Raw genomic sequence first — 24,476 nt, 5'->3', positions numbered from 1 at the left:
GGATCACACCCGGCACGCAGAAAGTCACCTATAACAAACATTGGTGCCGGGTCCTCCACGGTTGGATCACGGCATGGCACGAATAGGATGATTTCAGGTGCTATGCGATGCGTCGACGAGGGATTTCAACATGCTGCTCGGGCAGGACATGTCGAATTTCGATCCTCTTGGGGATGATGACAAAACGGACGTCGGCTTGTCTTGGGATTCGCAAAAATCCAATCAATCACGTTTGGAAATTGAGCTGCGTGAATATGCTGGATGGTTTCGCGGTTAGCCGGCGCTATTGGGCGCGGCACAACCACGGCCCCTTGCGCGTTTTCCCGATGCGTTGGCCCCTTGATACAGGTCGCAAGACGGTTCGTGCGCAAGGATCGGACCAACATCTATTTGTCGCTTCTTTTTGTATTTTCTGATCCGGGCTTGCATTGCCGCACGCGTTTGGGCAAAACGCCCGTCACGGACAGTTGGCCGAGTGGTCGAAGGCGCACGCCTGGAAAGTGTGTAGGCGGGAAACCGTCTCGAGGGTTCGAATCCCTCACTGTCCGCCACTTTCCCCAGCGAAAGCGTTCTCCCGATCCGGCTGCGGCCAGATTTTCTCGTTGTTTTCGAGGGTTATGCGGTAGGGGCTGCTAACCGGTCCCGGTGCCAAGTGCCCCGGAAGCGGTCTCTCAGGGCCGATATTCTCCGAACCTGTTAACCGCATGCAATCCGGTTCAGAGCGCCATGTTATTGAAATCATGAGATTTAGATTGCACCAATACTGCGCACAGTTTGCAGTACTGTTCGCCAAGTTGCCGGAACCTGGATCGAACTATCAGCGCACGAGCCTATGCCGCCTGCGCGAAGCCACCATTCACGGCCTGTTGCCACACATGGGCGTAGACGCTTGCTGCAAGTGCTTTCTTTTCATCAGGCGTGAACGGCGGTGACGGTAGACTTGCGAAGACCTCGTCCAAGATGAAGACCTCGACGTCTGCCTTGGTCTGTTCCTTCTCCCAAAAGCGATCGAGTTCAGCCAAGCGCGTCTTTATGGAAGCCAGGAGGTCACGGCTTGCCTGCTTCACCCGCTCACGGGACGTCTTGTCCAGGTTATCGATCATCACGTCGACAGCGCCGGTCTCGACCAGCTTCTGGCGCACCTTCGCCTCATCCCGGCCCGCGCTGGACGCCTGTGACGACATGACGACGCCGGCACGGCCGCTGTCGTTCAGGTAGCTGTAGAAGTAGGACATCCACAGGTAGTTGGCGTTGGAGATCTTCTTGCCCTTGTTCACGCCGGGTAGACCGAAGGGCAGACGCGCGTCGCCTTTCACCTTGTCGGCGTCGACCTCGTCCACGTTGAACGGTGGATTGGCCATCACAAAGTCGCACTTGCCGACAAGTTCGTGCGGATCCTTGTAATAGGTGATGGCCTCGTTCCCGGCTCGGATGGTGCCCTGCAGACCGTGAACAGCAAGGTTGGTCTGGGCGAGCTTGGCGGTCGTTTCGTTCTTCTCGTGGCCATAGAAAGTCACGCGCTTCATCGTGTCCTGGCCTTCTTCCTCGATGAAGTGGCTGGACTGCACGAACATTCCTCCCGAGCCGCAGGCCGGGTCAAAAACGATACCATGGTCAGGTTCGATGACGTTGACGATGGTCTGGACGATTGAAGGCGGTGTGAAGAACTCTCCGTTGTCGTGGGCCCCCTGCTTGGAAAATTCAGCGAGGAAATACTCGTAGATGCGGCCAAAAACGTCGCCCGAGGCATTGCGCAATGCCTCGGTGTCAAACTTGCGCATCATGCTTTCAAGAAGGTCGTCGTCAAAGCGCGCGTAGTCCTTGGGAAGTTGACCCGCAAGCGGCGGGAAGTGTTCTTCCACGGCCTCCATGGCTGCAGTCAGCGCCCCGCCAAGCTCACCGTCCTTAGGCATGTCGAGGATCACATCGTAGCGGGCCGCTTCAGGCAACATCATCGCGCGGCGACGCCGGAAGTCTGCATCGACCAGGGGCCGATCTGGCATTTTTCCTGCAGCTTTGTCGGCTTCGATTGAGTCGAGAGCTGCGTAGTAGCGGTTCGTGGCCTGCCGCAGAAAAAGGAGCCCCATGATGGGCATGAAATACTCGTTGGATGCCAGCCCGGAGTTGGCCCGCAGATCGTCCGCCATCTTCCAAAGGTCTGCACCGAACTGCTCAATTCCGGTCAGGTGGTCTGCAATCATTCGCTTGTGTTCTTTCCTTCGCTATGGCGCTTTGAAGTGACGGTAGCCTCATCCAGCGCTTTCAACCGCTCGTATTCTTCGACTGACATCACGACGACGACAGTGCGACCGTGCTTGGCTACTGCGACTGGCTCAGCTCGGGCGAGATCAATCAACTTCCCAAAACCGTACTTCGCGTCCTTCGCAGTCAAGATCTGCATCTGGCTCTCCGCTTGTGTCCGGCGCATTTTGGCCAATTTGGCTAAAAACGCAAGTCGGCGCTTGGGCCGGTTTTGATCGTCAGAGACGCCGCCGGCACTCAAAGTCGCAGCAATGTACGCAACGCTTCCAATCCCCAAAGAGCTCTATCCACGGAGATTCCGGCGTCACGCTGGGCAGATTCTCCCCCTTGGGATGTCCACTTTCGGTCGGGAAGTGTATCGAAGGCTGGGACCGTTGCCGCGATCGCGAAGATGCTTAGAACAATGCTGGTTGATCTGTTTCGTCAACCCGAAGAACGCCGAGCAACTGCCATGTCTGCGGGCGCTTACGCAACCGACTGTGCAAGCCGCTTATCGTCCGCTCCGCCTATCGCAGCCCGGAGCATAACCGTGCCGTCGGCGGCGCCACCCGGTCGAAGCACATGGACGGCGCGGCGTTCGACATCGCCATGGCGAACCACGACCCAGCGGCCTTCGAAGCGGCGGCACGGGAGGTCGGCTTCCTCGGGTTCGGCTTCTATCCGCGCTCAGGCTTCATGCATGTCGATCTTGGCCCATCCCGCCAATGGGGCGAACGGTTCCCCATCCGCGCGACAGCATTTGCTGCCGAAACGCCACCCGCGCGCGAGGTGCTGGCACAGAGCCGCACCATGAAAGGTGGCGGGGCGGCAGGTGTCGCGACGCTGGGCGCGGCCGGGGTCGAGGTGGCGCAGAGCGTACTTGCCGAGACCCAGGCGGCCGTCCTGCCGCTGGTGCCATACCTCGACACGCTACGCTGGGTGTTCATCGCGGTGGCGCTCGCGGGCGTCGCGGTCGCGATCTATGCGCGCCTTGATGACTGGCGCCGGGGACAGAGATGATCGCCAGCATTCTCGGCGGGATCGCCGCCAATCCATGGACGAGGGCCGCGCTTCGCTACGGTGCAATCGCCGTCGCCATTGTCCTGTTCCTGCTGTCGGTCCGCTGCTCCGGTGAACGCGTCGGGCGAATGGCAGAACGCCTTGAAACCAGGGAGAAGGCCAATGAAATCCAACGCCGGATGCTTGAGGCGGCGGCTCGCCGTCCTCGTGATCGGGGCGAACTGGTTGACCGGCTGCGCGACGGCGGGTTTTGAAGCGAACGGCTTGGCGGCATGTCCGCCTGTCGTGGAATACAGCGGGGAGCTACAGGCGCGAGCCGCCGAAGAATTGGCGATGCTGCCGGACGGATCGGCCATCGCCGAGATGCTGAGCGACTATACCGTGCTGCGCGACCAGGTCCGCGCGTGTTCTCGCAACTGACTGTCAGCCTTGCCGTCTCAGTGGTCAGGCAGCCGAATAGCTGGCATAGACTTCGGTCGAACCGTCGCGTCGGATCAGGAACACTTCATAGGCTTCGCGCTTGCTCTCCGGTCCCATCCCCGGAGAGCCGTAAGGCATCCCAGGCACGGCAAGTCCAACGGCGTCAGGGCGTTTTTCGAGAAGACGACGAATGTCGGAAGCAGGCACGTGACCCTCGATCATGTAGCCCTCGATCCTGCCGGTATGACAGGAGATCATCTCCTGCGGGATGCCGTTGTCGAGCTTGTAGCGGGCAAGCAGCGTTCCCATGCTCGCCTCGACCGTCACGTCGAACCCTTCGGACTGCAGAACCTCGACCCAAGCTCCGCAGCATCCGCAATTTGGGTCCTTGAGGACGTGAATCGCCAGTCTGCTTTGTGCCGCAGCGGGCAGCGTTGTCGCGACCGAAGCCGCACAAGCGCCCAGCAGCAGGCCGCGGCGGGACAATGATAATCGCATGGGGGAAAATCCTTCCTCAAATCGGTTTGTTGCGACGTACTGCAGCCACGCCGCAAATCGCACCTCGTGCCGTCTACGCCTTGATTGTCGAATTGGGACGCCCGATCCAACGCGGCGCCTGCATCTTATAGTCAAGATAGGGCGCGCCAAGAGCCGTTTCCAGCACACGCTCTTCGGAACGGATCTGTGCATTTGCAGAGAGCCAGAACAAGAAGACTGCTATCACGGCAGGAAGCGACGGAATGGCCAGAGCGACACCTGCAAGCAACATCAGTTGTCCTGCAAAGGTCGGATTGCGACTGACTTTGTAGAGCCCTACGGAGACGAGGCTGCCCACCGCCTCCGGATCGACGCCAACGCGCCATGACGCGCCCATCGCCATCTGAGAGGCGAAGGCAATCATCGCACCCAGAATGGCCAGAAGGTGACCGGCGAAGCTCGCAACCGGTGCCCCCTGATCCGTCCAGAGCGGATCGAGCGTCTGGAGTTGCGGCACGGTCAGCCACAAGAGTGGCCCAAGGATGGCCAGACCGAACGCTGCGCGGAATCCGATTGCGGCCAATCGATCATACCCTGTCGCCTGCCCGAAGAGCCAGATGGATCTTCCGACCGCGCGAGAGGTCATAGCGCCGCCCCAAAAGAAGAGAGCGAGATAGAGCAGCAGGACCGCGAGGGCGCTCCAGCCGAAGGGCGTGATCATCTCAAGTCTCCTTTTCGGGATTGAAGGCCAGCAGGCGCAGAGCGTTCAGCGTGACAAGCACCGTGGCACCGGTATCGGCAAGGATCGCGAGCCAGAGCCCGGTCACGCCCAGCACCGTCGTGACTAGGAACACACCCTTGAGGCCGAGCGCGATCGCCACATTCTGGCGGATGTTCGCCATGGCCGCGCGGGAAAGCCGAATCGTCCCGGCAACATCCGTGACGTGGTTGCGCAGCAGCGCCGCATCGGCGGTCTCGAGCGCCACATCGGTGCCCGAGCCCATGGCGACCCCCACATGGGCCGAGGCCAGCGCGGGGGCATCGTTGATGCCGTCGCCCACCATCATGACGCGGCCATGCACCACCATCTCGCGGATTGCGGCGACCTTGTCTTCCGGCATCAGTTCGGCGCGGTGATCCATGCCGAGGGCTTGCGAGATCGCCGTGGCGGTGCGGGCGTTGTCGCCGGTCAGCATCACCGCATCAATGCCAAGCGCCTTCAGCTGGCGCACCGCTTCGCCTGCGTCCGGGCGCGGCTCGTCCCGCAGCGCCAGAAGACCGACCAGTTGATCCGACCGGAAGACCACGACGACGGTCTTGCCCTCGTCCTCAAGCATCGCAGCAGTCTGGCGCGCGGCATCGCCGAAAACGCCGGACGCCTCGGCAAAGCGCGGCGAGCCGACCCACGCAAGGCTGCCGCCAATCATCGCTTCGGCGCCCTTTCCGGGCAGAGCGCGGGCGCCGGATGCGGGCAGCGGAGCAACACCGTCCGCCTCGGTACGGGCCAGGATCGCCTCGGCCAGCGGATGGCTGGAGCCGGCCTCGATTCCAGCGCCCAGCGACAGAACCTCCGCTTCTGATCCGCTGATTGGCACGATGTCGGTGATCCGGGGGCGCCCAAGGGTCAGCGTGCCGGTCTTGTCGAAGGCCACATGCGTGGTTTGGGCTGTTGTTTCGATGACCGCGCCGCCCTTCATCAACAACCCGCGCCGTGCCCCGGCCGAAAGGGCCGAGGCGATGGAGGCCGGCACCGAGATCACCAGCGCGCAGGGACAGCCGATCAACAAAAGCGCCAATGCGCGGTATATCCACGTGTCCCACGGCTGTGTGAAAGCAAGTGGCGGCACGATGGCCACCATGAGGGCAACGCCCACCACCGCGGGCATGTAGATGCGGCTGAACCTGTCGATGAACCGCTCGGTCGGGGCACGGGCGCTTTCAGCCTCCTCAACCAGTCGGATGATGCGGGCGATCGTGTTGTCCTCGGCCGCCTTCGTCACCCGTACGCGCAGGGCCGCTTCGGTGTTGATCGATCCTGCGAATACCGGCTGGCCTGGCTCCTTCAGGTTGGGCACGCTTTCGCCCGTGACCGGGCTTTCATCGACGCCCGAGACGCCCTCGATCACCTCGCCGTCGGCGGGCACTCGGTCACCCGGGCGCACCAGAACCATCTGACCGATCCTCAGGTTTTCGGCGGGCACCTCGCGCGTTTTGCCGGAAACCTCAAGAAGGGCTGTCTTGGGAACCAACCGGGCCAGCGCCCTGATCCCGTCGCGCGCCTTGTTCGCCGCGACCCCTTCCAGCACTTCACCCACCGCAAACAGGAAAACCACCAGAGCCGCTTCCTCGGCAGCGTCAATGACCAGCGCACCGACGGCCGCGATGGTCATCAGCATCTCGATGGTGAATGGCATGCCCGCGCGCGCCGCATTTATGGCACGTCGGGCAATCGGTGCGACACCGATCAGCGTGGCCAGGACAAAAGCCCAGTTGGCGATGCCGCCCGAGGCCAGAAGCTTCACCGCCCACGCCGCGACCAGCAGGGCGCCGGTGCCGATCACCAGGCGGCCCTTGCCAGTCTGATGCCAGGACGGGTCGCGTACGACCGAGCCGTCGGAAGGACCCAAAGCGCCTTGCGGAGTCTCCGGTGCAAGAGCGGCATCGCCGGTGGAGCTTGCAGGCAAAGCGCCATCGGGCAGAACGAAACCCCTGCGTGTGGCGGCACTCTCTTTGGGGGCAATGCCGAACCCCAACTTTTTCACTGCGGTCTCGACGTGATCGCGGGACGTCTGATCCTCGTCCAGCGTAAGGCGAAGCCGCTCGGCCATCAGCGCCACGTCGACATCGGCGACTCCCGGCAGACGCTCGAGCGCGCCCCTGACCTTGCCGGCGCAGGACCCGCAGTCCATGCCGGTGACCGTCCATTCACAGCTTGTCGCATTGCTCGTCGTCATCGTGCTTTTCCGTCCCGTCAAACGTGGCGATTGTCTCCATTGAGTCGATAACCTAATGTCTCTAGCAACTATAGCTTCAAGAGGTATTCGATGCTGACCATCGGAAAATTGGGCGAAGCGACGGGCGTCAAGGTTCCGACCATTCGCTATTATGAGCAGATCGGGCTTCTGCCGGAACCCGAACGCAGCGCCGGGAACCAGCGGCTCTACGGAGCAAAGACGCTCGACCGACTGGCTTTCATCCGTCACGCGCGCGAACTCGGATTTCCGCTCGAGGCGATCCGCGACCTGCTCAGCCTTTCCGACAAGCCCGACCAGTCCTGCGCCGCGGCTGACATCATCGCGACCGCGCAGCTCGCAGCCGTGAAGGCCCGAATAGCACGGCTGACAGCGCTGAGGGCGGAGCTGGAACGGATGATCGCGCAATGCGCCCAGGGTACGATCGCGGATTGCAGGGTGATCGAGGTGCTGAGCGACCATACGCTTTGCGCCGATGACCATCGTACCGAGCCCGGGCCGGGGGCGGCGACATGACCGCGATCCCGACCTTTGCGGTCTATGCCGCCGCGGCGCTGGCCGAAATTGCCGGATGCTTCGCCGTCTGGGCGTGGATGCGGCTCGGAGCCTCGGCGCTGTGGCTGCTGCCCGGACTCATGGCCCTTGCGGCGTTTGCCTGGCTCTTGACGCTCGCGCCGTCCGACTTCGCCGGTCGGGCCTTTGCCGCTTATGGCGGGGTCTACATCGGGTCCTCTCTGATCTGGCTCTGGGCGATCGAGGGACAGCGCCCGGATAGCTGGGACATGACCGGAGCCTTGCTCTGCGTGATCGGGGCCGGAATCATTCTGTTTGCGCCACACGTCGCCTGAAGGGTTAACGTCATGCTCCCATTGCTCGCCAACCGCGCCTATTGCCACCTGTTCGCGGCGCAGGTTCTTGCACTTCTGGGAACCGGCCTTGCTACGGTGGCCCTTGGCCTGTTGGCCTACGATCTGGCGGGGGCGGATGCGGGTGTGGTGCTGGGCACCGCTCTGGCGATCAAGATGGTGGCCTATGTTGGGCTGGCGCCGATCGCTGCGGCCTTTGCGGAACGTCTGCCGCGTCGGGGGATGCTGGTTTCGCTGGACCTGATCCGCGCAGGGGTCGCGCTCGCCTTGCCCTTCGTGACCGAGGTCTGGCAGGTCTATGTGCTGATCTTCCTGTTACAGGCAGCGTCGGCCGGGTTCACGCCGACGTTCCAGGCCACGATCCCCGACATTCTGCCCGACGAGAGGGACTATACCCGGGCCCTGTCGCTGTCGCGGCTGGCCTATGATCTGGAGAACCTGATCTCGCCCATGCTGGCGGCGGCCTTACTGACGGTGGTGAGTTTTCCCGCGCTGTTCGGCGGCACGGTCTTGGGATTTCTCGCCTCGGCGGCGCTGGTGGTCTCGGTCGTGCTGCCCAGTCCGAAGCCAGGAACGCCGCGCGGGATATGGGACCGTACGACACGCGGTATCCGCCTCTATCTGGCGACGCCGAGGCTGCGCGGGCTGCTGGCACTGAATCTTGCCGTCGCGGCCGCGGGCGCGATGGTGATCGTGAATACGGTGGTGATCGTGCAGGCCGGTCTGGGCCTTGGGCAGTCACAGGTAGCCTTGGCACTGGCCGCGTTCGGGGGCGGGTCGATGCTGGCAGCGCTGACCCTGCCGCACCTGCTCGACCGCGTGCCCGATCGCCCAGTGATGCTCACAGGTGCCGCGGTGCTGGTGGCAGGGCTGATCGCAGGTCCATTTCTCACCAGGTCCGGGCTCGCTGCGTTGATGGTGCTGTGGGTCATTCTGGGCCTCGGCTATTCAGTCGTGCAGACTCCCTCAGGGCGGCTCTTGCGCCGCTCGGCCTTGCCCGAGGATCGCCCAGCGGTGTTTGCCGCGCAGTTCGCATTGTCGCATGGCTGTTGGCTGATCACCTATCCGCTGGCGGGCTGGCTAGGCGCTTGGGCAGGATTGGGACCGACATTCGCCGTGCTGGCGTTGATCGCTGCCGCGTCGGTCGTACTGGCCCTGGCCGTCTGGCCTGCAGCGGATGAAGAACCGGTCCCGCATCGGCATGAAAATTTGCCGCCCGATCATCCGCATTTGCGCGAGGGGAGCCGCCCGCGCGATCATTCGCAGCCTGAATGGCGATGCAAAGATCATCGAAACGACCCATTCCAACGTACCGGCCGAGGCGATCCTGGACACCGGCCTGTTCGACTTCGACACGGCGCAGGAACATCCGCTCTGGGCGAAAGAGCTCTACGGTTTCGCCAACCACACCCCCGAGGACGAGGAACATGGCATCACGTCTTTCGTCTACCACGCCCGCGCCCCGTTTGATCCGGCAAAGCTCCATGCGGCGCTGAACGGCCCGCTACCTGGCACGATCCGCGCAAAAGGGCATTTCTGGATCGCCACGCGCCCTGATTGGGCAATCGAATTCAGCCTCGCCGGCGCGATATCTTCGATTACTCCGCTCGGTCGCTGGTGGAGCTCGCTGCCCGAAGATCGCATGCCGACCCACCCCGAGGTGCAGGCCGAAATCGCCCGCAACTGGGTCGAACCCTGGGGCGACCGCCGACAAGAGATCGTCTTTATCGGCGTCGGACTGGACCAGGAGGCGATCAGCGCCACGCTGAATGCCGCGCTGATGGACTGCACCGATTTCACGCCCGAGGCCTGGACAACCCTTGCCGATCCATTTCCAAGCTGGGGCGCAAGTTAATCGTCAGGGCCCTGCGTGACTGCAGACTTGGGAAAAGGCGCCGTTCTTGGCGCCGATTTCGCAAACAACGCATTCCAGGTGCAAGGCGCTGCGGTGGCCGGGTCTGGTTTGGCACGAAAGAAGCGGTTGCTTTACTTATTGGCACCGTTAGCGTTGCAAGGACCTCGGATTGAGTGAGATCGATCCGGAGTCCGAGCCACACCAAGGTCCCAGGACACGCCCAGGATACGCGCATGACCCCAACTGATATCATTCCAGATATTCACGGCCAATCTGACAAACTCGACGCCGCCCTTGCTGGGCTGGGGTGGCGGCGGGGCGCGCTCGGTTGGACCCACCCGGATCCGGATCGACAGATCGTCTTTCTGGGAGACTTCATCGATCGTGGTCCGGACAATCGGGCGGTCCTCAAGACCGTCCGTGACCTTGTCGATGCTGGCAAGGCCACGGCGATCATGGGCAATCACGAACTCAACGCGCTGCACTTCCACACGACGCACCCGGATGATGGCCAGCCGCTTCGTGCGCATTCGCCCAAGAACATCCGACAGCACCGGTCGTTTCTGGATCAGTTCCCGCCGGGCGATCCGCAGACCCGCGACGTTCTGGACTGGATGCAAAGCCTGCCGCTGTTTTTGGAAGAGGACGGGTTTCGCGCCGTGCACGCCTGCTGGATCGACGCCTCATTGGATCGGCTCAAGACGCTGACCGGAAATGGCGTGTTGACCGAGGATCAGCTGATCCGAGCTGCAGATCGCAATGAGGCCGACGAGATGTTCATCTTGGCCGAGCAGATCACCAAGGGACCCGAGCAGCGGCTACCAGAGGGTTGGTGGTTCACGGACAAGGACGGGACAGAGCGGGATCATGTGCGCTTGCAATGGTGGAACGCGGCCGCTCGCACTTGGCGCGACATTGCGATTTCCGTGCCATCGGTTGAAAACCTGCCTGACGAAAACTTGCCGGAAACGCTTTCGGCGCAGACCTATCCAGCCACGGCGCGACCGGTGTTCTTCGGGCATTACTGGCTGAGCGGCGATCCGATCCTGCAGGCCCAGAATGCGCTTTGTCTCGACTATTCCGCGGGCAAGGAAGGGCCACTGGTCTCTTATGATCTGTCCGACCCGACCGGACCGCTTTCGACGGACAGGATCCGGGTGCATCCGGCAATCAGCTAGAATGGTGGCCCGCAGTCAAACACATTTTGCGGCTGCCCGGCCCCCGGCAATCCGGCTTTCCGCGATGTCACCGCGCGCCAGGAAACCCACGGCCCACAGCCATAGCAAGGCGCGCCGCAGCCGCGACGCCGTCGATCAGCGGTAGGTCTGTGCGTGCGCTCAGGGCAGGTTCGAGCGGCGCCATCCCGGCGCAGCCGAGCACGGCGCAGGTTGCCATATCCTGTTGCGCCGCCGCGTTGATTTCAGCAGCGATACGGGCAATGGCCTTGGGCCCGCCCGCGTCGATGGTCAGGACCGGCAGGTTGGCGGCGCGCACCGATGCGCAGGTCCCGGCGAACCCCTGCTCGCGGAGGTTTTGCTCAATCACCGGGATCGAAACCGCCAGCGACGTGATGACTGAAAACCTCAGACCCAGCAGCTGTGCCATCATATAGCTCGACTGCCCGATCCCAAGCACGGGGCAGCGTGCGGCCAGGCGCGCTTGGGCCAGGCCGGTGTCGTCGAAACAGGCGATCACGATGGCATCGGCGCCGCGCTCTTGCGCTTCTGGCAGCAACGACAAAAGCCCGGGCACTGCGGCCTCGCCGTCTTTGCGGCCTTGAATGGCGGGCGGACCATGCGTGTTGGTCAGGCCAAATAAATCGACCTCTGGCGTGGCCGCGCGTGCATGCATGACGATGCTTTCGGTCATGCCTTCGGTGGCGTTGGGGTTGATATAGGCCAGCCTCATACGCCCCTGCCTGCGTCTGACCCAAGGCGTGCCCGGCGTTTGGCAATGATCCATGCGCCGAAAAGGAAAGCCAGGATGATGGCCAAGGAAAACGCCGTGGTGAGGGTTCCGAGCGCGTAGATCACGGGCGTCGTTACGTTGGTGGTCATGCCGAAAATCTCAAGCGGCAAGGTATTGTAGCTGCCCGCGGTCAGCAGGGTGCGGGCGAATTCGTCATAGCTGAGCGTGAAGCCGAAAAGCGCCACCCCGACAAGCGAGGGCGCAATTATCGGCAGCACCACATATCGGATCGTTTGCCAGGCGCTGGCCCCTTGATCGCGCGCGGCCTCTTCATAGCTTTTGTCAAAGCGGTTGAAGACGGCAAACATGATGAGCAGGCCAAAAGGCAGCGTCCATGTCAGTTGCGATCCAAAGCCCGAGGTTGCCCAGTGAATCTTCAACCCAAGCTGATTAAAGATCAGCCCGACTCCCAGTGAAATCAGGATCGACGGGATCACCAGCGACGTGATGGCCGCGTAGAACAGGATGCCCGATCCCAAGAACTGTTTGCGAAAGGCCAGCCCCGCCATGACCGACACGACGACGGTCGTGACCATGACCATGAGTCCCAGGGCGGAACTGCGCCCGAAGGCGCCCCAGATGTCGCCCACCGCCTGTTCTTGGAACAGATCGCGGAACCAATGCAGTGAGACACCGTTCATCGGAAAGGTAAGCCCGCCCTGTGGTCCCTGAAAGCTGAGAATGCCAATGGTCAGGATCGGCCCGTAGAGGAACAGGACAAACAGCGTAAAGAAGGCGGCAAGCACATAAAAACTGCGGGGGCGACGGTCCATATCATAGCTCCTTGCGGATATTGACAAAGCGCAGAAGGGTCGCGATCACGATCAATACGGTGCACAGCAGCACGACGGCGGTTGCCGCGGCCGACGGATACTGCAGAAGCGAAATATCGTTCGAAATCAAACGTCCCACATTCGCCCGCTGCGAGCCGGACATGAACCGCACGGTAATGAAATCGCCCATCACCAGCGTGACCACGAAGATGGTGCCAATCATGATGCCGGGTTTGGTGAGCGGAACAATCACATGCACCAGCGTCTGCAAGCCCGACGCGCCATTGTCACGGGCGGCTTCCAACAACGACGTGTCGATCCGCATCATGGTGTTAAAGATCGGCACCACCATGAAGAGCGTGTAAAGATGCACGAAGGCCAGGATCACCGAGAAATCGGAATAAAGCAGCCACTCCAGCGGCTCGTCGATCACGCCCCACGATATCAGGGTCTGGTTGGCGATGCCGTTGCGCCCCAGAAACGGGATCCAGGAAATCATGCGAATGATGTTCGAGGTCCAGAAGGGAATTGTGCAGACAAGGAACAGCGCGACCTGCAGGGTTACGCTGCGCACATGAAAGGCGAGGAAATAGGCGACGGTGAAGCCGATGGCGAGGGTCAACGCCCAGGTGATCAAGGCGTATTTCAGCGTGGCCAGGAACACCCGGTAAGTGACTGGCGAGCCAAAGAGAAATTCGTAATTGTCGAACTGAAAGGCCGGATAGATCGAAAATTCGGTCGCGCCCCAGAAGCTGACGATGACGATCATGACAATCGGTGCAATCAGAAAGCCGAGCAGCACCAGCGTCAGTGGGGCCGCCTGTAGCCACGCCGACAGGTGTCGGTTCTTGAAAATACTTGCCGCCATAGGGTGCTTGCGCAGCTGCGCCTCTTTATTAATCGTGTGTTTTCAGGGGAACCGGGGGGCAGGGTGCCCCCCGATTTGGTGCCGCGCCCTGGGCGAAGCGAAGCTGGCCTATGCCGCGATAAATTCGTTCCACTTGCGGACCATGTATTGGTTTTCATCCATCACCGCGTTCCAGCACGCCACGCTGCCCATGCGATCGTAGAATGATCCGCCGTCGCGGGTGTCGCCCGCCTTGGCCAGCGTGTCGCCCGTCGGCGAGGTGATGTCACCCGTGGCTGGCTTGCCTTCGAACCAATAGCCCCATTCGTTTTCTGACATGAAGTTCTTGGACGTCTCGGGCACGGCCGAATAATAGCCCTGGCGCATCAGGTAACCGCCGACCCACCCGGACAGATACCAGTTGATGTAGTCATAGGCTGCGTCCAGCTCCATGCCTGACAGCGACGACGACAGGCCGATCCCGCCGCCCCAACTGCGGTAGCCTTCCTTCAACGGCTGATACACACAAGGGATGCCGCGCGATTTCACGGCCGTGATTGCGGGGGACCACATCGATTGGATCACCACTTCGCCGCTGGCCATCAGGTTTACGCTTTCGTCGAAGGATTTCCAAAAAGCACGGAACTGGCCGGCCCGCTTGGCATCGGTAAAGATCGCCATGGTCTTGTCGATCTCTTCGCGGGTCATGTTGCCTTTGTCACCGTATTGGACTTCGCCCATGGCTTCGCAGACCATCGCCATATCCATGATCCCGATCGACGAGATGTCCAGGATCGATGCCTTGCCTTTGAATTCGGGGTTCAGCAGTTCGGTCCAGCTGTTGATCGGGCGCCCGATCAGGTCGGGGCGGATGCCCAGCGTGTCGGCATTGTAAATGGTCGGGATCAGGGTCATCCAGCCGGTTTCACTGTCCGCAAATGTCGTGCCGCCAGGCCCGTCGACAAAGCCTACGCTGTGCGGTGCGGTGCCTTGTGCGATGGTGCTTTGCGGTGTCAGTTTGCCCGAACGGAAAATCCCGACGATCTTGTCGTAGTTGGCAATCTTGGACGTATCCATGGCCTGCAGGTTGCCGGTGGGCCAGACTTTTTTGCAGATCCAGTATTCGATATCGGCAATGTCGAAACTGTCGGGTTGGGTGGCCGCGCGTTGGGTGACGCTATCGGAATCAAGCGCTGTCATTTGCAGGGTGAAACCAAGGTCTTCCTTCACCTTGTTGGCCACATCATTGAGGTTCGACACGCCGGTGCCAAACTGGCGCAAAACGATGTCTTTCGTGTCCTGTGCCCAGATCATTGGGGCCGGCAACGCCGATGCGGCCAGCGCCGCGCCCCCGGTTCTGAGCAGTGAGCGGCGCGTATATCCGACCTTGGGTTTTGCAAGCTTGGTCATGGTTGTCCTCTGTGTTGGTGTAAAATTGGCGCGTGGAAGGGGCGCCGTCAGGCACGAAGGCGGTGCAGCCGCCTTTCGTCCCAGGCGAGCTTGACCGCGTCGCCGGGGGATTTGGGTGCATTGAAGAACTGGGCCTCGGGAACCAGGGCCAGCACTTCGTCGCCGGTTTCCGTCCGGCTGGTTACGGCGACCAGGGCGCCCTGGTATTCGACGGCTGTGACAGTGGCGGCCACACCCTGTTCGCCCAGTGTTACCGCGTCGGCGCGCACCGTCGCCTTGCCCTGATCCAGCGGGATCACGTTGTGCCCGCCGATGAATCGCGCGACGAATTCGGTGCTGGGCGCGGCCCAAACCTCGCGCGCGGGGCCGGCCTGTTCGATCACCGCGTCGTTCATCACGACGATCTCGTCGGCCAGGGCCAGCGCTTCGTCCTGACCATGCGTGACGTGGATAAAGGTGATCCCCAGCTCGCGTTGCAGGGTCTTCAATTCGCTGCGCATCCGGATCCGCAGGAACGGGTCAAGCGCCGAAAGCGGTTCGTCCAGCAGCAGCACCTTTGGTTTTGTCACCAAGGCGCGCGCCAGCGCCACGCGCTGCTGCTGACCGCCCGACAGTTGCGCGGGCAGGCGGTCGGCCAGGGGCGTCATGTCGACCAACTCAAGAAGCTCATCCGCGCGGGCATGGCGCGTTGGCTTGTCGATGCCCTTCATGCGCAGCGAAAAGGCGACGTTGTCGCGCACCGACAGGTGGGGAAAGAGTGCGTAGTTCTGGAACATCATCGCCGTGCCCCGCTCTGCCGGGGACAGATGCGACACGTCGCGCCCGTCCAGCAGGATCGCGCCATCACTGACCGCTTCGTGGCCGGCAATCATCCGCAGCGTCGAGGATTTGCCGCAACCTGACGGGCCAAGCAAACAGACATAGCTGCCCGGCGCGAAGATATGGTTGAGATCGCGCACCGCCACCGTGTCGCCGTAGCGCTTGGTCAGGTGAACAAGTTCCAGATCATATCCGGTCCGCATCAGGGGCCTCCAGGGTGTGATGTGCTGGAGCAAGCCTGTGCCGTGATGTGCCGGGAAGGGCAGATTTTTTGCGTTGTCGCGGTCGGAAAAACGCGTGTCGCTCGGTTTTTAACCTTCTGCGCGCAGGGTGTGCACAGAAAACGACGCAATTTTGTATACAATCCGGTTGTGAGGCTTGTGATGGGCGCTTGGCTCTTGTGCGGCTGCGCAAGAATCGGGAAACAGAAGGCCCTGAGGTGAATGAGTGCGATAGTGGCCATGAGCGAAACCGACAAGAAAACCTGGACCAGTGACGTCGTTGTTTTGGACCTTGAGCGGGCTATTCACGAACACCGCCTGCCACCCGGAACGAAACTCGGCGAAGACGAGCTGAGCGAGGTTTACGGCATCAGCCGCACCATCGTGCGCGCTGCACTGCTCGGGCTTTCACATCGCCATATCGTAGAGTTGAAACGCAACCGTGGTGCTTTTGTCGCCCAGCCGTCCGTGCGCGAGGCCCGCGAGGTTTTTGAGGCACGAGCGCTGCTTGAACCACGCACGGCGCACTCGGCCGCCCTGCGCATGACCGACGCCAACCTTGCAATCCTGCACGAAAACATCCGCGATGAACACGCCGCGCTGGATGTGGGGGACAACGGGCGCGCGCTGTTTTATTCGGGTCAGTTCCATTTGGAAATCGCGCGCATCGCCGATCAGGCCACCATAGAGACCTTTGTTTCGGAACTGATTTCGCGGTCTTCGCTGATCATCGCGCTCTACTGGCGACGCCGCGCCGCGCTGTGCGAGACGCAGGCGCATCACGCGTTGCTGGAAGCCTTTGCGCAGAAGGATGGCGACGCGGCTGAGCAACTGATGAAAGGCCACTTGCTGGATCTTGTCGCGTCGCTGGATCTGCGCAACGTCACCCAAGCGCCCACGTCCTTGCGCGAGGCTTTGCAGCGATGAGCGGTCCGGTATGTCGCACCGCAACGCCGCGCGAAGTTGCGCAGATGCTGGACTGGGCAGCTGACGAGGGTTGGAACCCGGGGCTTGACGATGCAGCTGCCTTTTATGGCGCGGATCCGGGTGGCTTCTTTGTGGCCGAAATCGCGGGCGCTCCGGTAGCGGCCATATCGGTCGTCAATCATTCCCGCGATTACGCCTTTCTGGGGCTTTATCTTTGCCGCCCAGAGCACCGTGGCAAAGGGGTCGGCTTTGGCCTTTGGCAGCACGCTTTGGATCATGCTGGCGCTCGGACGGTAGGTTTGGATGGTGTGCCCGAGCAAGAGGCGAATTACGCCCGGTCTGGTTTCGTTCTGACGGGTCGCACGCGGCGGTTGATTGGCAGACTTTCGGCCAAGCCCCTGACCTTGCCGCCAGCGCGGCCCGAGCATATCGCGGGTCTGATGGCGCTGGATGGCGCGGCCAACGGCGTCATCCGCCCCGCGTTTCTGGATGAATGGCTGCGCAATGGTCCGACGCGCAAAACGGTCGTGTTGCAAAACGGCGCCGAGATCACCGGTTTTGCCACCGCTAGGGCCTGCCATGAGGGCTGTAAAATCGGCCCAATCGTTGCGCCCAACGCCGATGACGCACTTCACCTTGCGCAGCAGGCAGCCGCGGCCTTGGGCATTCGGGACGTCATCATCGATGTGCCCGACCATGCGGTGGGCTTTGGTGGTCTCCTTCGCGGCATCGGTTTCAACGAGACTTTTGCGACGGCCCGGATGTATCGCGGCGCCCCAGCCAGGATGAGCGGCGCGCTTTGCGCAGTTGCCACATTGGAATTGGGCTAGGCGCCGGCCAATCGCAACGAAACGGTCAACCGGGAATCCAGCGGCGTCAGACCGGTGGAAACCCGTAGTGCGGACGCCGTTCGCGCAATTTCAAAGGGCGGGCTGAAAGTGTCGGCGGACCAGTTCCAAGGGGTCCCCGGCGCAAAAACCCCCTGCGTACTCTACAGATCCCCCGATGCCGCCGCCGATTTGACAGAGGCCCCGGTATCACGACAGTCGCAAAAACGACCAAGGATTAAGCCCTGATACCATGGAAAAAACGGCCTCAGATCGCAGAAACCGGCTTTTCACCTGCACTTAAACGAATCTTCATGACTTGGCTGCCAATTTGCCGCTCGAAGCCCTTTTGTACCGTCAGACCGGCGCAAGGGGTGAGCAAGAGGTTGGACCTCGCAACGTTGGAGACCCAGTTGCTAAACCGCGTCAAACTGTCAGTAAAACTGCCCGCCCTCATGATCCTTCTCATCATGGTCGCAATAGCGGTGACAAGTTTCGCCTCTTACAGGACGGCTGCAAGGTCTCTTGAAGCGGCGGCGCGCGATCAGGCGCTGGTGGTTGGGTCATCGCGCAAAAAGGCATTGGCGGCATGGGCAGATACGATGGACAACACGTTGTCCGCAGCAGCGGTGTCTCCGGTGTCAGTGGAAGCTTTGCGGTCTTTTGGGTTCGCCTGGGGCCTCTTGGGGCGAGACCGGACGCAATACCTGCAACGTGTCTGGATCGACGAAAACCCGTTTGATGCGTCTGAACGCCTTAAGTTGAAAGCGTCCAGTGACGAGGCGACCTATTCGTCTGTCCATGAGCAGTTCCACTATTATTTTACGTCAATCCTGCAGAACTTCGAACTCAATGATGTGTATTTGTTCGATGACCGCGGGAACTTGGTTTATTCGGCCTTCAAGGCCCGCGACTTTGCGACGAATTTGGCGGATGGCGAATTCAGCGCGTCGGGGCTTGGACAAGCGTTTCAGGCCGCGATAAGTGGTGATGCCGGCACCAACTATTTCATCGATTTCCAATCCTATGCGCCCAGATCCGGTGCCGCCGCGGCATTCCTGTCGACCCCGATCGTCAACAAAGACGGGGTCAAAAAGGGCGTTCTGGCTTTCCAGCTGCCCGTCGATCGGATCGACACGATCATGCACAACGAAACCGGGTTGGGCAAAACCGGCGAGGCGTTTCTGATCGGAAACGACGGTTTCCTTCGTTCTAATCTTCGGTTCGGGCCGGATGAAGAGGATGAGATTCTAAGACTGCAGCTTGATAGCGAAGCCATCCGTCGCGCGTTGCGAGGCGAGACCGGCGTTCTGAGTGACACGGCCGACACCAGCGGCGACATGCAGGGTCACTTGTCGTTTCACGATCAACTGGATTTCTTTGGCACCGACTTCGGCGTGATTGTTGACCGCGATCTGTCGGAAATCCTGAAACCCGCACGCGAACTGGCGTTCCGGATTCTTTGGCAGGGGGCGTTGCTGGTTTTGACTGTTGCAGCGCTTGGAATTCTATTGGCGCGCAGCATTTCCAAACCGCTCACCCGGGTCGAAGGCGCGATGCGGCTTGTGTCGGATGGAAGCTACGACATTTCCGTCCCCGGAACCGAGCGCGGCGACGAGATTGGTGGAATATCAAAGGCGCTTGACGAATTTCGCGGGGCCTTGAAACGCGCTGAGAAAGCGACAAGCGACGGTCTGTTCAAGGGCGCAGCATTAGAAGGTTCGTCGGCGGCTCTCATGATGGTCGATCAGGATTTCAACATCGTTTTTACAAACGCGGCGGTGAGAACCCTGTTCGCTGAATATGAAACGCTGTTCCAGACCGAAATTCCGGGATTTGAAACGGCCGATGTCGTGGGGGCCAATATTGATATTTTCCACCGCAACCCAGAGCAGGTCCGTCAACTTCTCAGTGATCCAGACAAATTCCCAATTCATTCGGAAATGAAGATCGGACCGGCATATTTTTCTTTGGATATCAATATTGTACGTGACTTTGACGGTCAGCAAATTGGCTGTGTTCTGGAATGGCGCGACGTCACCAAGGAACGCAAGAACAACGCGGTCATTGACGCGATCGAGGTCAATCAGGTCAAGGCCGAATTTGAGCTTGATGGCGCGCTGGTCGAACTCAATGAACCCTTTGCCAAACTGTTGGGACACAGCAGTTCGCAAGCTGTGGGCATGCGGCACAGCGATCTGTTCGATTTCGATCCGGATCTGGCAAAGCAGAATGGGTCCGTCTGGGAACGTGTTATGCGAGGCGAAGCTGTCGTCGGTCGTTTCCGGACGCGGTGCGCCAACGGCGAGGCAGGATTCATTGATGGCGCGTTCTGTCCGGTCAATGATTTCACCGGCAAGACATTCAGGATCATTCTGCTTGGTAACGATGTCACCGCGTCGCAGTTGGCACTCGAAAATGCGCGCATCGAACGGCGTGCCATGCAAGCCGCACAGGATGATGTCGTAAATGCACTGCGGGACGGGTTGCGAGAGCTCTCGTCGGGGGATCTGACGGTGCAGATCGACCAAACCTTTTTGCCCGAATACGAAAACCTGCGCCAGGATTTCAACTCCACAGCGCAGAACTTGTCCCATGCCATGATGAGCGTTGTTGAGAACGCTGGTTTGATCGGCAGAGAAACGCACGAAATTGCCAACGCAGCTGAGGATCTTTCGAAACGCACCGAGCAACAGGCAGCAACCCTAGAGGAAACGGCCACCGCTCTCGATCAACTGACATCTTCGGTGCGGTCGGCCTCAGACGGTGCGGGCCAGGCCAGCGAAATGGTGACTGGTGCCAAGGCAGACGCTGAAAAAGGTGGCGCGGTGGCCCGAGAAGCCGTGTCCGCAATGAGTGAAATCGAAACATCTTCCAACCAGATTTCCAAAATTATTTCGACCATTGACGATATCGCTTTTCAGACCAATCTATTGGCTCTCAACGCGGGGGTAGAGGCCGCACGTGCCGGTGAAGCTGGTCGCGGTTTTGCCGTTGTTGCCTCTGAAGTTCGTGCGCTGGCGCAGCGCTCGTCCGTGGCAGCGCGCGAGATCAACGATCTCATTTCAAAATCTGGTGGGCACGTCAAACGCGGTGTCGAACTGGTAGATGAAACCGGCAAATCCTTGGACAGGATCGTTCAAGTGGTGTCAGACATTGCATCGCATGTCAGTGGAATAGCGATTTCCGCGCGTGAACAGTCTTCTGGACTTGCGGAAATCAACGATGCAATGAACCAACTTGACCAGGTCACCCAACAAAATGCAGCGATGTTCGAAGAAACAACATCTGCATGCCATGCTTTGACGAAAGAAGCCGGGACCCTAAACGCCACGGTCTCTGAGTTCACCATAACGGAGGCCAGGAAAAAAGCACCTGATCGCAACGTCCCAAACTACCAGACCGGCAACAGGGAAGCACCAGCATCGGCCCAAGTGGTCAACGGCCCCGTGCAACAGAATGACGCGGTGTCTGACCCAGGCTGGGAGGGTTTTTGAGCCGCATGATCGAGCATGGTGAAACGGGCCTTCCAAGGCGGAAGAAAATCCGCGTCCTTGTAGTTGATGATTCACGCACGATGCGGCAGATCATTCGTGCCTGCCTGGAAAAGGACCCTCAGCTTGAGGTGATTGCCGAGGCGTCCGGCGCTTCTGAAGCACGCGATGCAATCAATGCCTATTCACCTGATGTCATGACCTTGGACGTTGAGATGCCCAAAATGAACGGGCTTGAGTTTTTGAAACGGGTTATGCGGCACCGTCCCATGCCGGTGATTATGGTTTCATCCATGACACAAAAAGGGAGCAAGGCTGCGATTGCGGCGCTTGCAAACGGGGCAGTTGAATGTGTGGAAAAACCTTGTGCAGTGGGCAGTTCGGGCAGTTTTGCGAAATTGCCCGCGTTGATCAAAGTCGCAGCCGTGGCGCGGACGGGACAAATTAGGGGCCCGATATCGCAGGCGGCCAAACAACACACCGCCGGTCACAGTGGGGATGGGCGCTATGTTTTTATTGGTGGATCGACCGGCGCTGTAGAGGCAATTGAACGGATATTGTTGAGTTTTCCGCCGACTTGTCCGCCTACGTTGATCACGCAACACATGCCAAAAGAATTTTTGGCAAGCTTTGCAGCTCGCTTAAACCCACGGGTCGAACCAATGGTGAAGCTCGCGCAAGACGGTGAAAGCCTGGAAAGCGGAAAGGTTCTGATCGCACCAGGCGGAGATACACACCTGGCGATTTCGGGCAAGGGTGCGCCGCGGGTTTCGCTGGTGGAGGCCCCGGAAAGAAACGGTCATCGTCCTTCGGTCGATATTCTATTTGAGTCGGCCGCTTCACTTGGCAGTAAAGCAGTTGGCGCGATACTGACTGGGATGGGCAATGACGGAGCCGCAGGTTTGCTCAAGATGAAAGCCGCTGGGTCCCGAACCGTGGCCCAGAGTGAAGACAGTTGCGTGGTCTTCGGGATGCCGCGCGTTGCAGGTGAATATGGGGCGGTTGAGCATTGGTGCGATATCGATGCCATGGCATCGTATTTATTGCATAGCTGCTGGGAAAAAACTGGGAGGTCCTAATGAACTCGATCGAACAAATGTACACATATATTTCCCAGGGTGAATACGTGGTGGGCAAAGAAGCTACTGACGTCATTACGACCATCTTGGGATCATGTGTTGCAACTTGCCTATGGGATCCCCACGCGCAGATTGGGGGGATGAACCACTTCCTTTTGCCCGATGGCGGCGGCGCCAACGACGAATCCTCCCGGTTTGGCGCTCATGCTATGGAGTTGCTGATCAACGACATGATCAAGTGCGGTGCAAGCCGAAATCGTATGCGCGCCAAGGTGTTTGGTGGGGCCCAACTGCGCGCCGGTTTAACAAATGCGGGCGAGAAGAACGCCCGATACGTCTTAGAATATCTTAAAAAAGAAAAAATTCCTTGTGACGGAAGCAGTCTGGGTGGCCCCCACGCACGCCGCATCGAATTCCGGCCCTACGGCGGTAGTGTCAGACAGAAGTTTGTGTCCGATGCGCAGGTGGCACCACCTGCAATCGTGATGCCTGCGCCGATATCGGATATAGAACTGTTTTAAGAGTGTTTCGCGCGCCTAGACCGGCTGAGGCGAATTCTTAAAACCAACTAATTTCGCCCGGGTGATTATCGTCATTCAAGAAAGATGTGTCGTGGTCGTCCATGAGTTTAGAGCGCAGGTGTTTTAAAACCATAACTTGTTCCAGCGGACCGCGGGGTATCGAATGTGCTGGCGCAAAATCTGACACGACGGCCATTAGGCTGGCAACGTCGCGTAGCGTCTGCTCGATCCGGTCAATTCCTTGGAAGGCACGAAGCGTGCGAGACGAAATACCCTTTCCTGTCTTGATGCTTGGCCCAATTTCCGACTGAATTTCGGCTGAAAGACACGCCAAAGAAGCGCACTCTTCGCTCAAGCGAGATGTCAATTGGGACAATTGGACCTTGTCCTCACTTGTACATTTCGATCCTTGAGGTTGCTCGCTGTCAATCAGAGGGTATGATTTTGGCGTCATAACCGGCCCACAATGGCTTCGATTGCCCCTTTCAGGCCCGCGTTGTCGAAGGGCTTTTTCAAAAAGTTGTTCATACCCAGCTGCTTGCCGCGTTCGATCATTTCGCGATCCGCCCGTCCCGTGATGAGCAGAAACCCCACATTGCGGGTAGGGCCGTGGCTACGAAGCGCGTGGAGCAGCTGTAAACCGTCCATCCCTGGCATGTTAAAGTCGGAAATGACGAGGTGAACCGGGTAACTCGCAAGTTTTTGCAATGCGGAAGGTCCGTCTGAAGCGCTTGCGACATTCTGAATGCCGTAAGCGTCAAGTGCGTTTGTGATCAGGCCTCGTGAGGTTGACATATCGTCTACAACCATGACGCGGAGTTGGTCCCTGAGTGCCATTAAATACCTCCTCCATGCTGTATCGCCCCACTTTGGGCAAAAGGTGATACGAGTGTTTTCTTATTGTACGCCGTCACTCCCAGGCTTTCGAAATCGTTGGCAATTTCGTCGGGAATTCGTTCTGAATGACCTAGGAATAGCCACCCTTGCGGCCCTAGAAACTTGTGGAAGTTCCGACACACTTTCTGCTGTGTGTCTTCATCAAAATAAATCAGAACATTTCGACAGAATATTATGTCAAACACCCCTGACATTGGCCATTCCGACACAAGGTTGAGGCGGCGAAATGTAATCATTGCGCGAAGTTGTTCACTGGCTTGGAAAGCCTTTTCGCCGATCGTTGACGTCATGTGAAAATATTTGTCCCGCGTCGCATCGTCTAGACCAGAGAGCATTGGTCCTTCGTAGATACCCTGTTTTGCCACTTTCAAAACAACCGGATCGATGTCTGTGGCAAGGATCTTTACGTCGTAGTTGGCGATTTCCGGTGTTGAGTCGAGAAGTGCCATGGCGATCGAATAGGGTTCTTGTCCATTCGAGCACGCAGAAGACCAGATACGGACACGTCCGCCAGCTTTCGATTTCTCAAGCAACACTGGTGCGATTGTCTTGCGGAGTGTCTCGAAATGGTGCGGTTCCCTAAAAAAATGAGAGACATTGGTCGTAAGAGCGGAAATGAACCGCTCTCGTTCGTCGGCACCTTCGTGGGATTGTACCAGCGCGACATATTCGTCGAACGACGACAGTTTCAATCGTCGTAATCTTCCGGACAACCTGGACTTCACCATGGCCACTTTCGATTCGGCTATCGAAATGCCAGCCTCGGACCTTATCAGCCCTGAAATGACGCCAAACACCTCGGGCGACATCGAAAAGTCAGAGGTTTTCATGGAATTGATAGG

The 24,476-nt window shown here is 59.7% G+C and carries 26 protein-coding genes, 1 tRNA gene and 1 pseudogene; 15 read left to right on the top strand and 13 right to left on the bottom strand.

Annotated elements, in window-relative coordinates; all coding sequences use genetic code 11:
* The first annotated feature begins 130 nt into the window (after positions 1 to 130).
* Positions 131 to 277 carry a hypothetical protein gene (locus ACP2AV_RS07765; protein WP_426372124.1) on the top strand — a complete coding sequence of 49 codons (147 nt, stop codon included), beginning with the start codon at positions 131 to 133 and terminating at the stop codon, positions 275 to 277.
* Between the two features lie 184 nt (positions 278 to 461).
* Positions 462 to 551, top strand: a tRNA-Ser gene (locus ACP2AV_RS07760).
* Positions 552 to 830: 279 nt separating this feature from the next.
* On the opposite strand, the gene ACP2AV_RS07755 is transcribed toward ACP2AV_RS07760, so the two are convergent.
* Positions 831 to 2,201, bottom strand: coding sequence for an N-6 DNA methylase (locus ACP2AV_RS07755; protein ID WP_426372123.1), 1,371 nt, complete (start codon positions 2,199 to 2,201; stop codon positions 831 to 833).
* Complete coding sequence (locus tag ACP2AV_RS07750) at positions 2,198 to 2,401, bottom strand: type II toxin-antitoxin system Phd/YefM family antitoxin (protein WP_426372122.1); 204 nt, start codon at positions 2,399 to 2,401, stop codon at positions 2,198 to 2,200. Before ACP2AV_RS07750 ends, ACP2AV_RS07755 begins: the two co-directional genes overlap by 4 nt.
* A 326-nt stretch (positions 2,402 to 2,727) precedes the next feature.
* Between ACP2AV_RS07750 and ACP2AV_RS07745 the strand changes: the two are divergent.
* The 3 genes and pseudogenes from ACP2AV_RS07745 to ACP2AV_RS07735 form a co-directional block, all read left to right on the top strand.
* A pseudogene (locus ACP2AV_RS07745) lies at positions 2,728 to 3,261 on the top strand (YcbK family protein); the annotation flags it as partial.
* Entirely contained in the window at positions 3,258 to 3,515 is a 258-nt protein-coding gene (locus ACP2AV_RS07740; RefSeq protein ID WP_426372121.1) for a hypothetical protein, read from the top strand. The pseudogene ACP2AV_RS07745 and the gene ACP2AV_RS07740, both read left to right, overlap by 4 nt.
* A 31-nt stretch (positions 3,516 to 3,546) precedes the next feature.
* Entirely contained in the window at positions 3,547 to 3,681 is a 135-nt protein-coding gene (locus ACP2AV_RS07735; RefSeq protein WP_426372120.1) for a hypothetical protein, read from the top strand.
* A gap of 24 nt (positions 3,682 to 3,705) precedes the next feature.
* Here ACP2AV_RS07735 and ACP2AV_RS07730 read toward each other — a convergent pair whose 3' ends face one another.
* The 3 genes from ACP2AV_RS07730 to ACP2AV_RS07720 form a co-directional block, all read right to left on the bottom strand.
* Positions 3,706 to 4,179 carry a DUF411 domain-containing protein gene (locus ACP2AV_RS07730; RefSeq protein ID WP_426372119.1) on the bottom strand — a complete coding sequence of 158 codons (474 nt, stop codon included), beginning with the start codon at positions 4,177 to 4,179 and terminating at the stop codon, positions 3,706 to 3,708.
* Positions 4,180 to 4,252: 73 nt separating this feature from the next.
* Positions 4,253 to 4,879: a methyltransferase family protein gene (locus ACP2AV_RS07725; RefSeq protein ID WP_426372118.1), complete on the bottom strand. Its 627-nt coding sequence runs from the start codon at positions 4,877 to 4,879 to the stop codon at positions 4,253 to 4,255.
* A 1-nt stretch (position 4,880) separates the two neighbouring features.
* Positions 4,881 to 7,112, bottom strand: a complete 2,232-nt coding sequence (locus ACP2AV_RS07720) for a heavy metal translocating P-type ATPase (RefSeq protein WP_426372117.1) — start codon at positions 7,110 to 7,112, stop codon at positions 4,881 to 4,883.
* Between the two features lie 90 nt (positions 7,113 to 7,202).
* Between ACP2AV_RS07720 and ACP2AV_RS07715 the strand changes: the two genes are divergently transcribed.
* The 5 genes from ACP2AV_RS07715 to ACP2AV_RS07695 all read left to right on the top strand — a co-directional run bounded on the left by ACP2AV_RS07715 (position 7,203) and on the right by ACP2AV_RS07695 (position 11,029).
* On the top strand, positions 7,203 to 7,646 hold the full coding sequence (locus ACP2AV_RS07715) for a MerR family transcriptional regulator (RefSeq protein WP_426372116.1): 444 nt from the start codon (positions 7,203 to 7,205) through the stop codon (positions 7,644 to 7,646).
* Positions 7,643 to 7,978, top strand: a complete 336-nt coding sequence (locus ACP2AV_RS07710) for a YnfA family protein (protein ID WP_426372115.1) — start codon at positions 7,643 to 7,645, stop codon at positions 7,976 to 7,978. The genes ACP2AV_RS07715 and ACP2AV_RS07710 overlap by 4 nt, the downstream gene beginning before the upstream one ends.
* Positions 7,979 to 7,990: 12 nt before the next feature.
* Positions 7,991 to 9,466: an MFS transporter gene (locus ACP2AV_RS07705; protein WP_426372114.1), complete on the top strand. Its 1,476-nt coding sequence runs from the start codon at positions 7,991 to 7,993 to the stop codon at positions 9,464 to 9,466.
* Positions 9,429 to 9,851: a GTP-binding protein gene (locus tag ACP2AV_RS07700; RefSeq protein ID WP_426372176.1), complete on the top strand. Its 423-nt coding sequence runs from the start codon at positions 9,429 to 9,431 to the stop codon at positions 9,849 to 9,851. The genes ACP2AV_RS07705 and ACP2AV_RS07700 overlap by 38 nt, the downstream gene beginning before the upstream one ends.
* A gap of 233 nt (positions 9,852 to 10,084) precedes the next feature.
* Positions 10,085 to 11,029, top strand: coding sequence for a metallophosphoesterase (locus ACP2AV_RS07695; protein WP_426372113.1), 945 nt, complete (start codon positions 10,085 to 10,087; stop codon positions 11,027 to 11,029).
* Between the two features lie 67 nt (positions 11,030 to 11,096).
* Here the strand turns inward: ACP2AV_RS07695 and ACP2AV_RS07690 are convergent, their stop codons facing one another.
* The 5 genes from ACP2AV_RS07690 to ACP2AV_RS07670 all read right to left on the bottom strand — a co-directional run bounded on the left by ACP2AV_RS07690 (position 11,097) and on the right by ACP2AV_RS07670 (position 15,871).
* The gene (locus ACP2AV_RS07690; protein ID WP_426372112.1) at positions 11,097 to 11,759 is read right to left on the bottom strand and encodes an aspartate/glutamate racemase family protein; all 663 of its coding nucleotides are present in this window, start codon (positions 11,757 to 11,759) and stop codon (positions 11,097 to 11,099) included.
* Positions 11,756 to 12,592 carry an ABC transporter permease gene (locus ACP2AV_RS07685; RefSeq protein WP_426372111.1) on the bottom strand — a complete coding sequence of 279 codons (837 nt, stop codon included), beginning with the start codon at positions 12,590 to 12,592 and terminating at the stop codon, positions 11,756 to 11,758. Before ACP2AV_RS07685 ends, ACP2AV_RS07690 begins: the two co-directional genes overlap by 4 nt.
* 1 nt (position 12,593) lies before the next feature.
* Positions 12,594 to 13,460: an ABC transporter permease gene (locus ACP2AV_RS07680; RefSeq protein ID WP_426372110.1), complete on the bottom strand. Its 867-nt coding sequence runs from the start codon at positions 13,458 to 13,460 to the stop codon at positions 12,594 to 12,596.
* Positions 13,461 to 13,568: 108 nt separating this feature from the next.
* Complete coding sequence (locus tag ACP2AV_RS07675) at positions 13,569 to 14,849, bottom strand: ABC transporter substrate-binding protein (RefSeq protein WP_426372109.1); 1,281 nt, start codon at positions 14,847 to 14,849, stop codon at positions 13,569 to 13,571.
* A 47-nt stretch (positions 14,850 to 14,896) separates the two neighbouring features.
* Complete coding sequence (locus tag ACP2AV_RS07670) at positions 14,897 to 15,871, bottom strand: ABC transporter ATP-binding protein (RefSeq protein ID WP_426372108.1); 975 nt, start codon at positions 15,869 to 15,871, stop codon at positions 14,897 to 14,899.
* Between the two features lie 258 nt (positions 15,872 to 16,129).
* Between ACP2AV_RS07670 and ACP2AV_RS07665 the strand changes: the two genes are divergently transcribed.
* The 5 genes from ACP2AV_RS07665 to ACP2AV_RS07645 all read left to right on the top strand — a co-directional run bounded on the left by ACP2AV_RS07665 (position 16,130) and on the right by ACP2AV_RS07645 (position 22,737).
* Entirely contained in the window at positions 16,130 to 16,816 is a 687-nt protein-coding gene (locus ACP2AV_RS07665) for a GntR family transcriptional regulator (RefSeq protein ID WP_426372175.1), read from the top strand.
* Positions 16,813 to 17,646, top strand: a complete 834-nt coding sequence (locus tag ACP2AV_RS07660; protein ID WP_426372107.1) for a GNAT family N-acetyltransferase — start codon at positions 16,813 to 16,815, stop codon at positions 17,644 to 17,646. The genes ACP2AV_RS07665 and ACP2AV_RS07660 overlap by 4 nt, the downstream gene beginning before the upstream one ends.
* Before the next feature lie 452 nt (positions 17,647 to 18,098).
* Entirely contained in the window at positions 18,099 to 21,140 is a 3,042-nt protein-coding gene (locus tag ACP2AV_RS07655) for a methyl-accepting chemotaxis protein (RefSeq protein WP_426372106.1), read from the top strand.
* A 5-nt stretch (positions 21,141 to 21,145) separates the two neighbouring features.
* Positions 21,146 to 22,216, top strand: coding sequence for a protein-glutamate methylesterase/protein-glutamine glutaminase (locus tag ACP2AV_RS07650; protein WP_426372174.1), 1,071 nt, complete (start codon positions 21,146 to 21,148; stop codon positions 22,214 to 22,216).
* On the top strand, positions 22,216 to 22,737 hold the full coding sequence (locus tag ACP2AV_RS07645; RefSeq protein ID WP_426372105.1) for a chemotaxis protein CheD: 522 nt from the start codon (positions 22,216 to 22,218) through the stop codon (positions 22,735 to 22,737). Before ACP2AV_RS07650 ends, ACP2AV_RS07645 begins: the two co-directional genes overlap by 1 nt.
* Positions 22,738 to 22,774: 37 nt before the next feature.
* Here the strand turns inward: ACP2AV_RS07645 and ACP2AV_RS07640 are convergent, their stop codons facing one another.
* The 3 genes from ACP2AV_RS07640 to ACP2AV_RS07630 form a co-directional block, all read right to left on the bottom strand.
* A complete protein-coding gene (locus tag ACP2AV_RS07640) occupies positions 22,775 to 23,113 on the bottom strand; it encodes a hypothetical protein (RefSeq protein WP_426372104.1) in 339 nt (112 codons plus the stop codon).
* 74 nt (positions 23,114 to 23,187) lie between these two features.
* On the bottom strand, positions 23,188 to 23,574 hold the full coding sequence (locus ACP2AV_RS07635) for a response regulator (RefSeq protein WP_426372103.1): 387 nt from the start codon (positions 23,572 to 23,574) through the stop codon (positions 23,188 to 23,190).
* Positions 23,574 to 24,464, bottom strand: coding sequence for a CheR family methyltransferase (locus tag ACP2AV_RS07630; RefSeq protein WP_426372102.1), 891 nt, complete (start codon positions 24,462 to 24,464; stop codon positions 23,574 to 23,576). Before ACP2AV_RS07630 ends, ACP2AV_RS07635 begins: the two co-directional genes overlap by 1 nt.
* Positions 24,465 to 24,476 lie beyond the last annotated feature (12 nt).

Source organism: Aliiroseovarius sp. PTFE2010 (genome assembly GCF_049943335.1).
Taxonomy (GTDB): Bacteria; Pseudomonadota; Alphaproteobacteria; order Rhodobacterales; family Rhodobacteraceae; genus JBNFVY01.
Note: the sequence above shows the minus strand (reverse complement) of the source record. Positions and strands in the feature narration are given on the sequence as shown.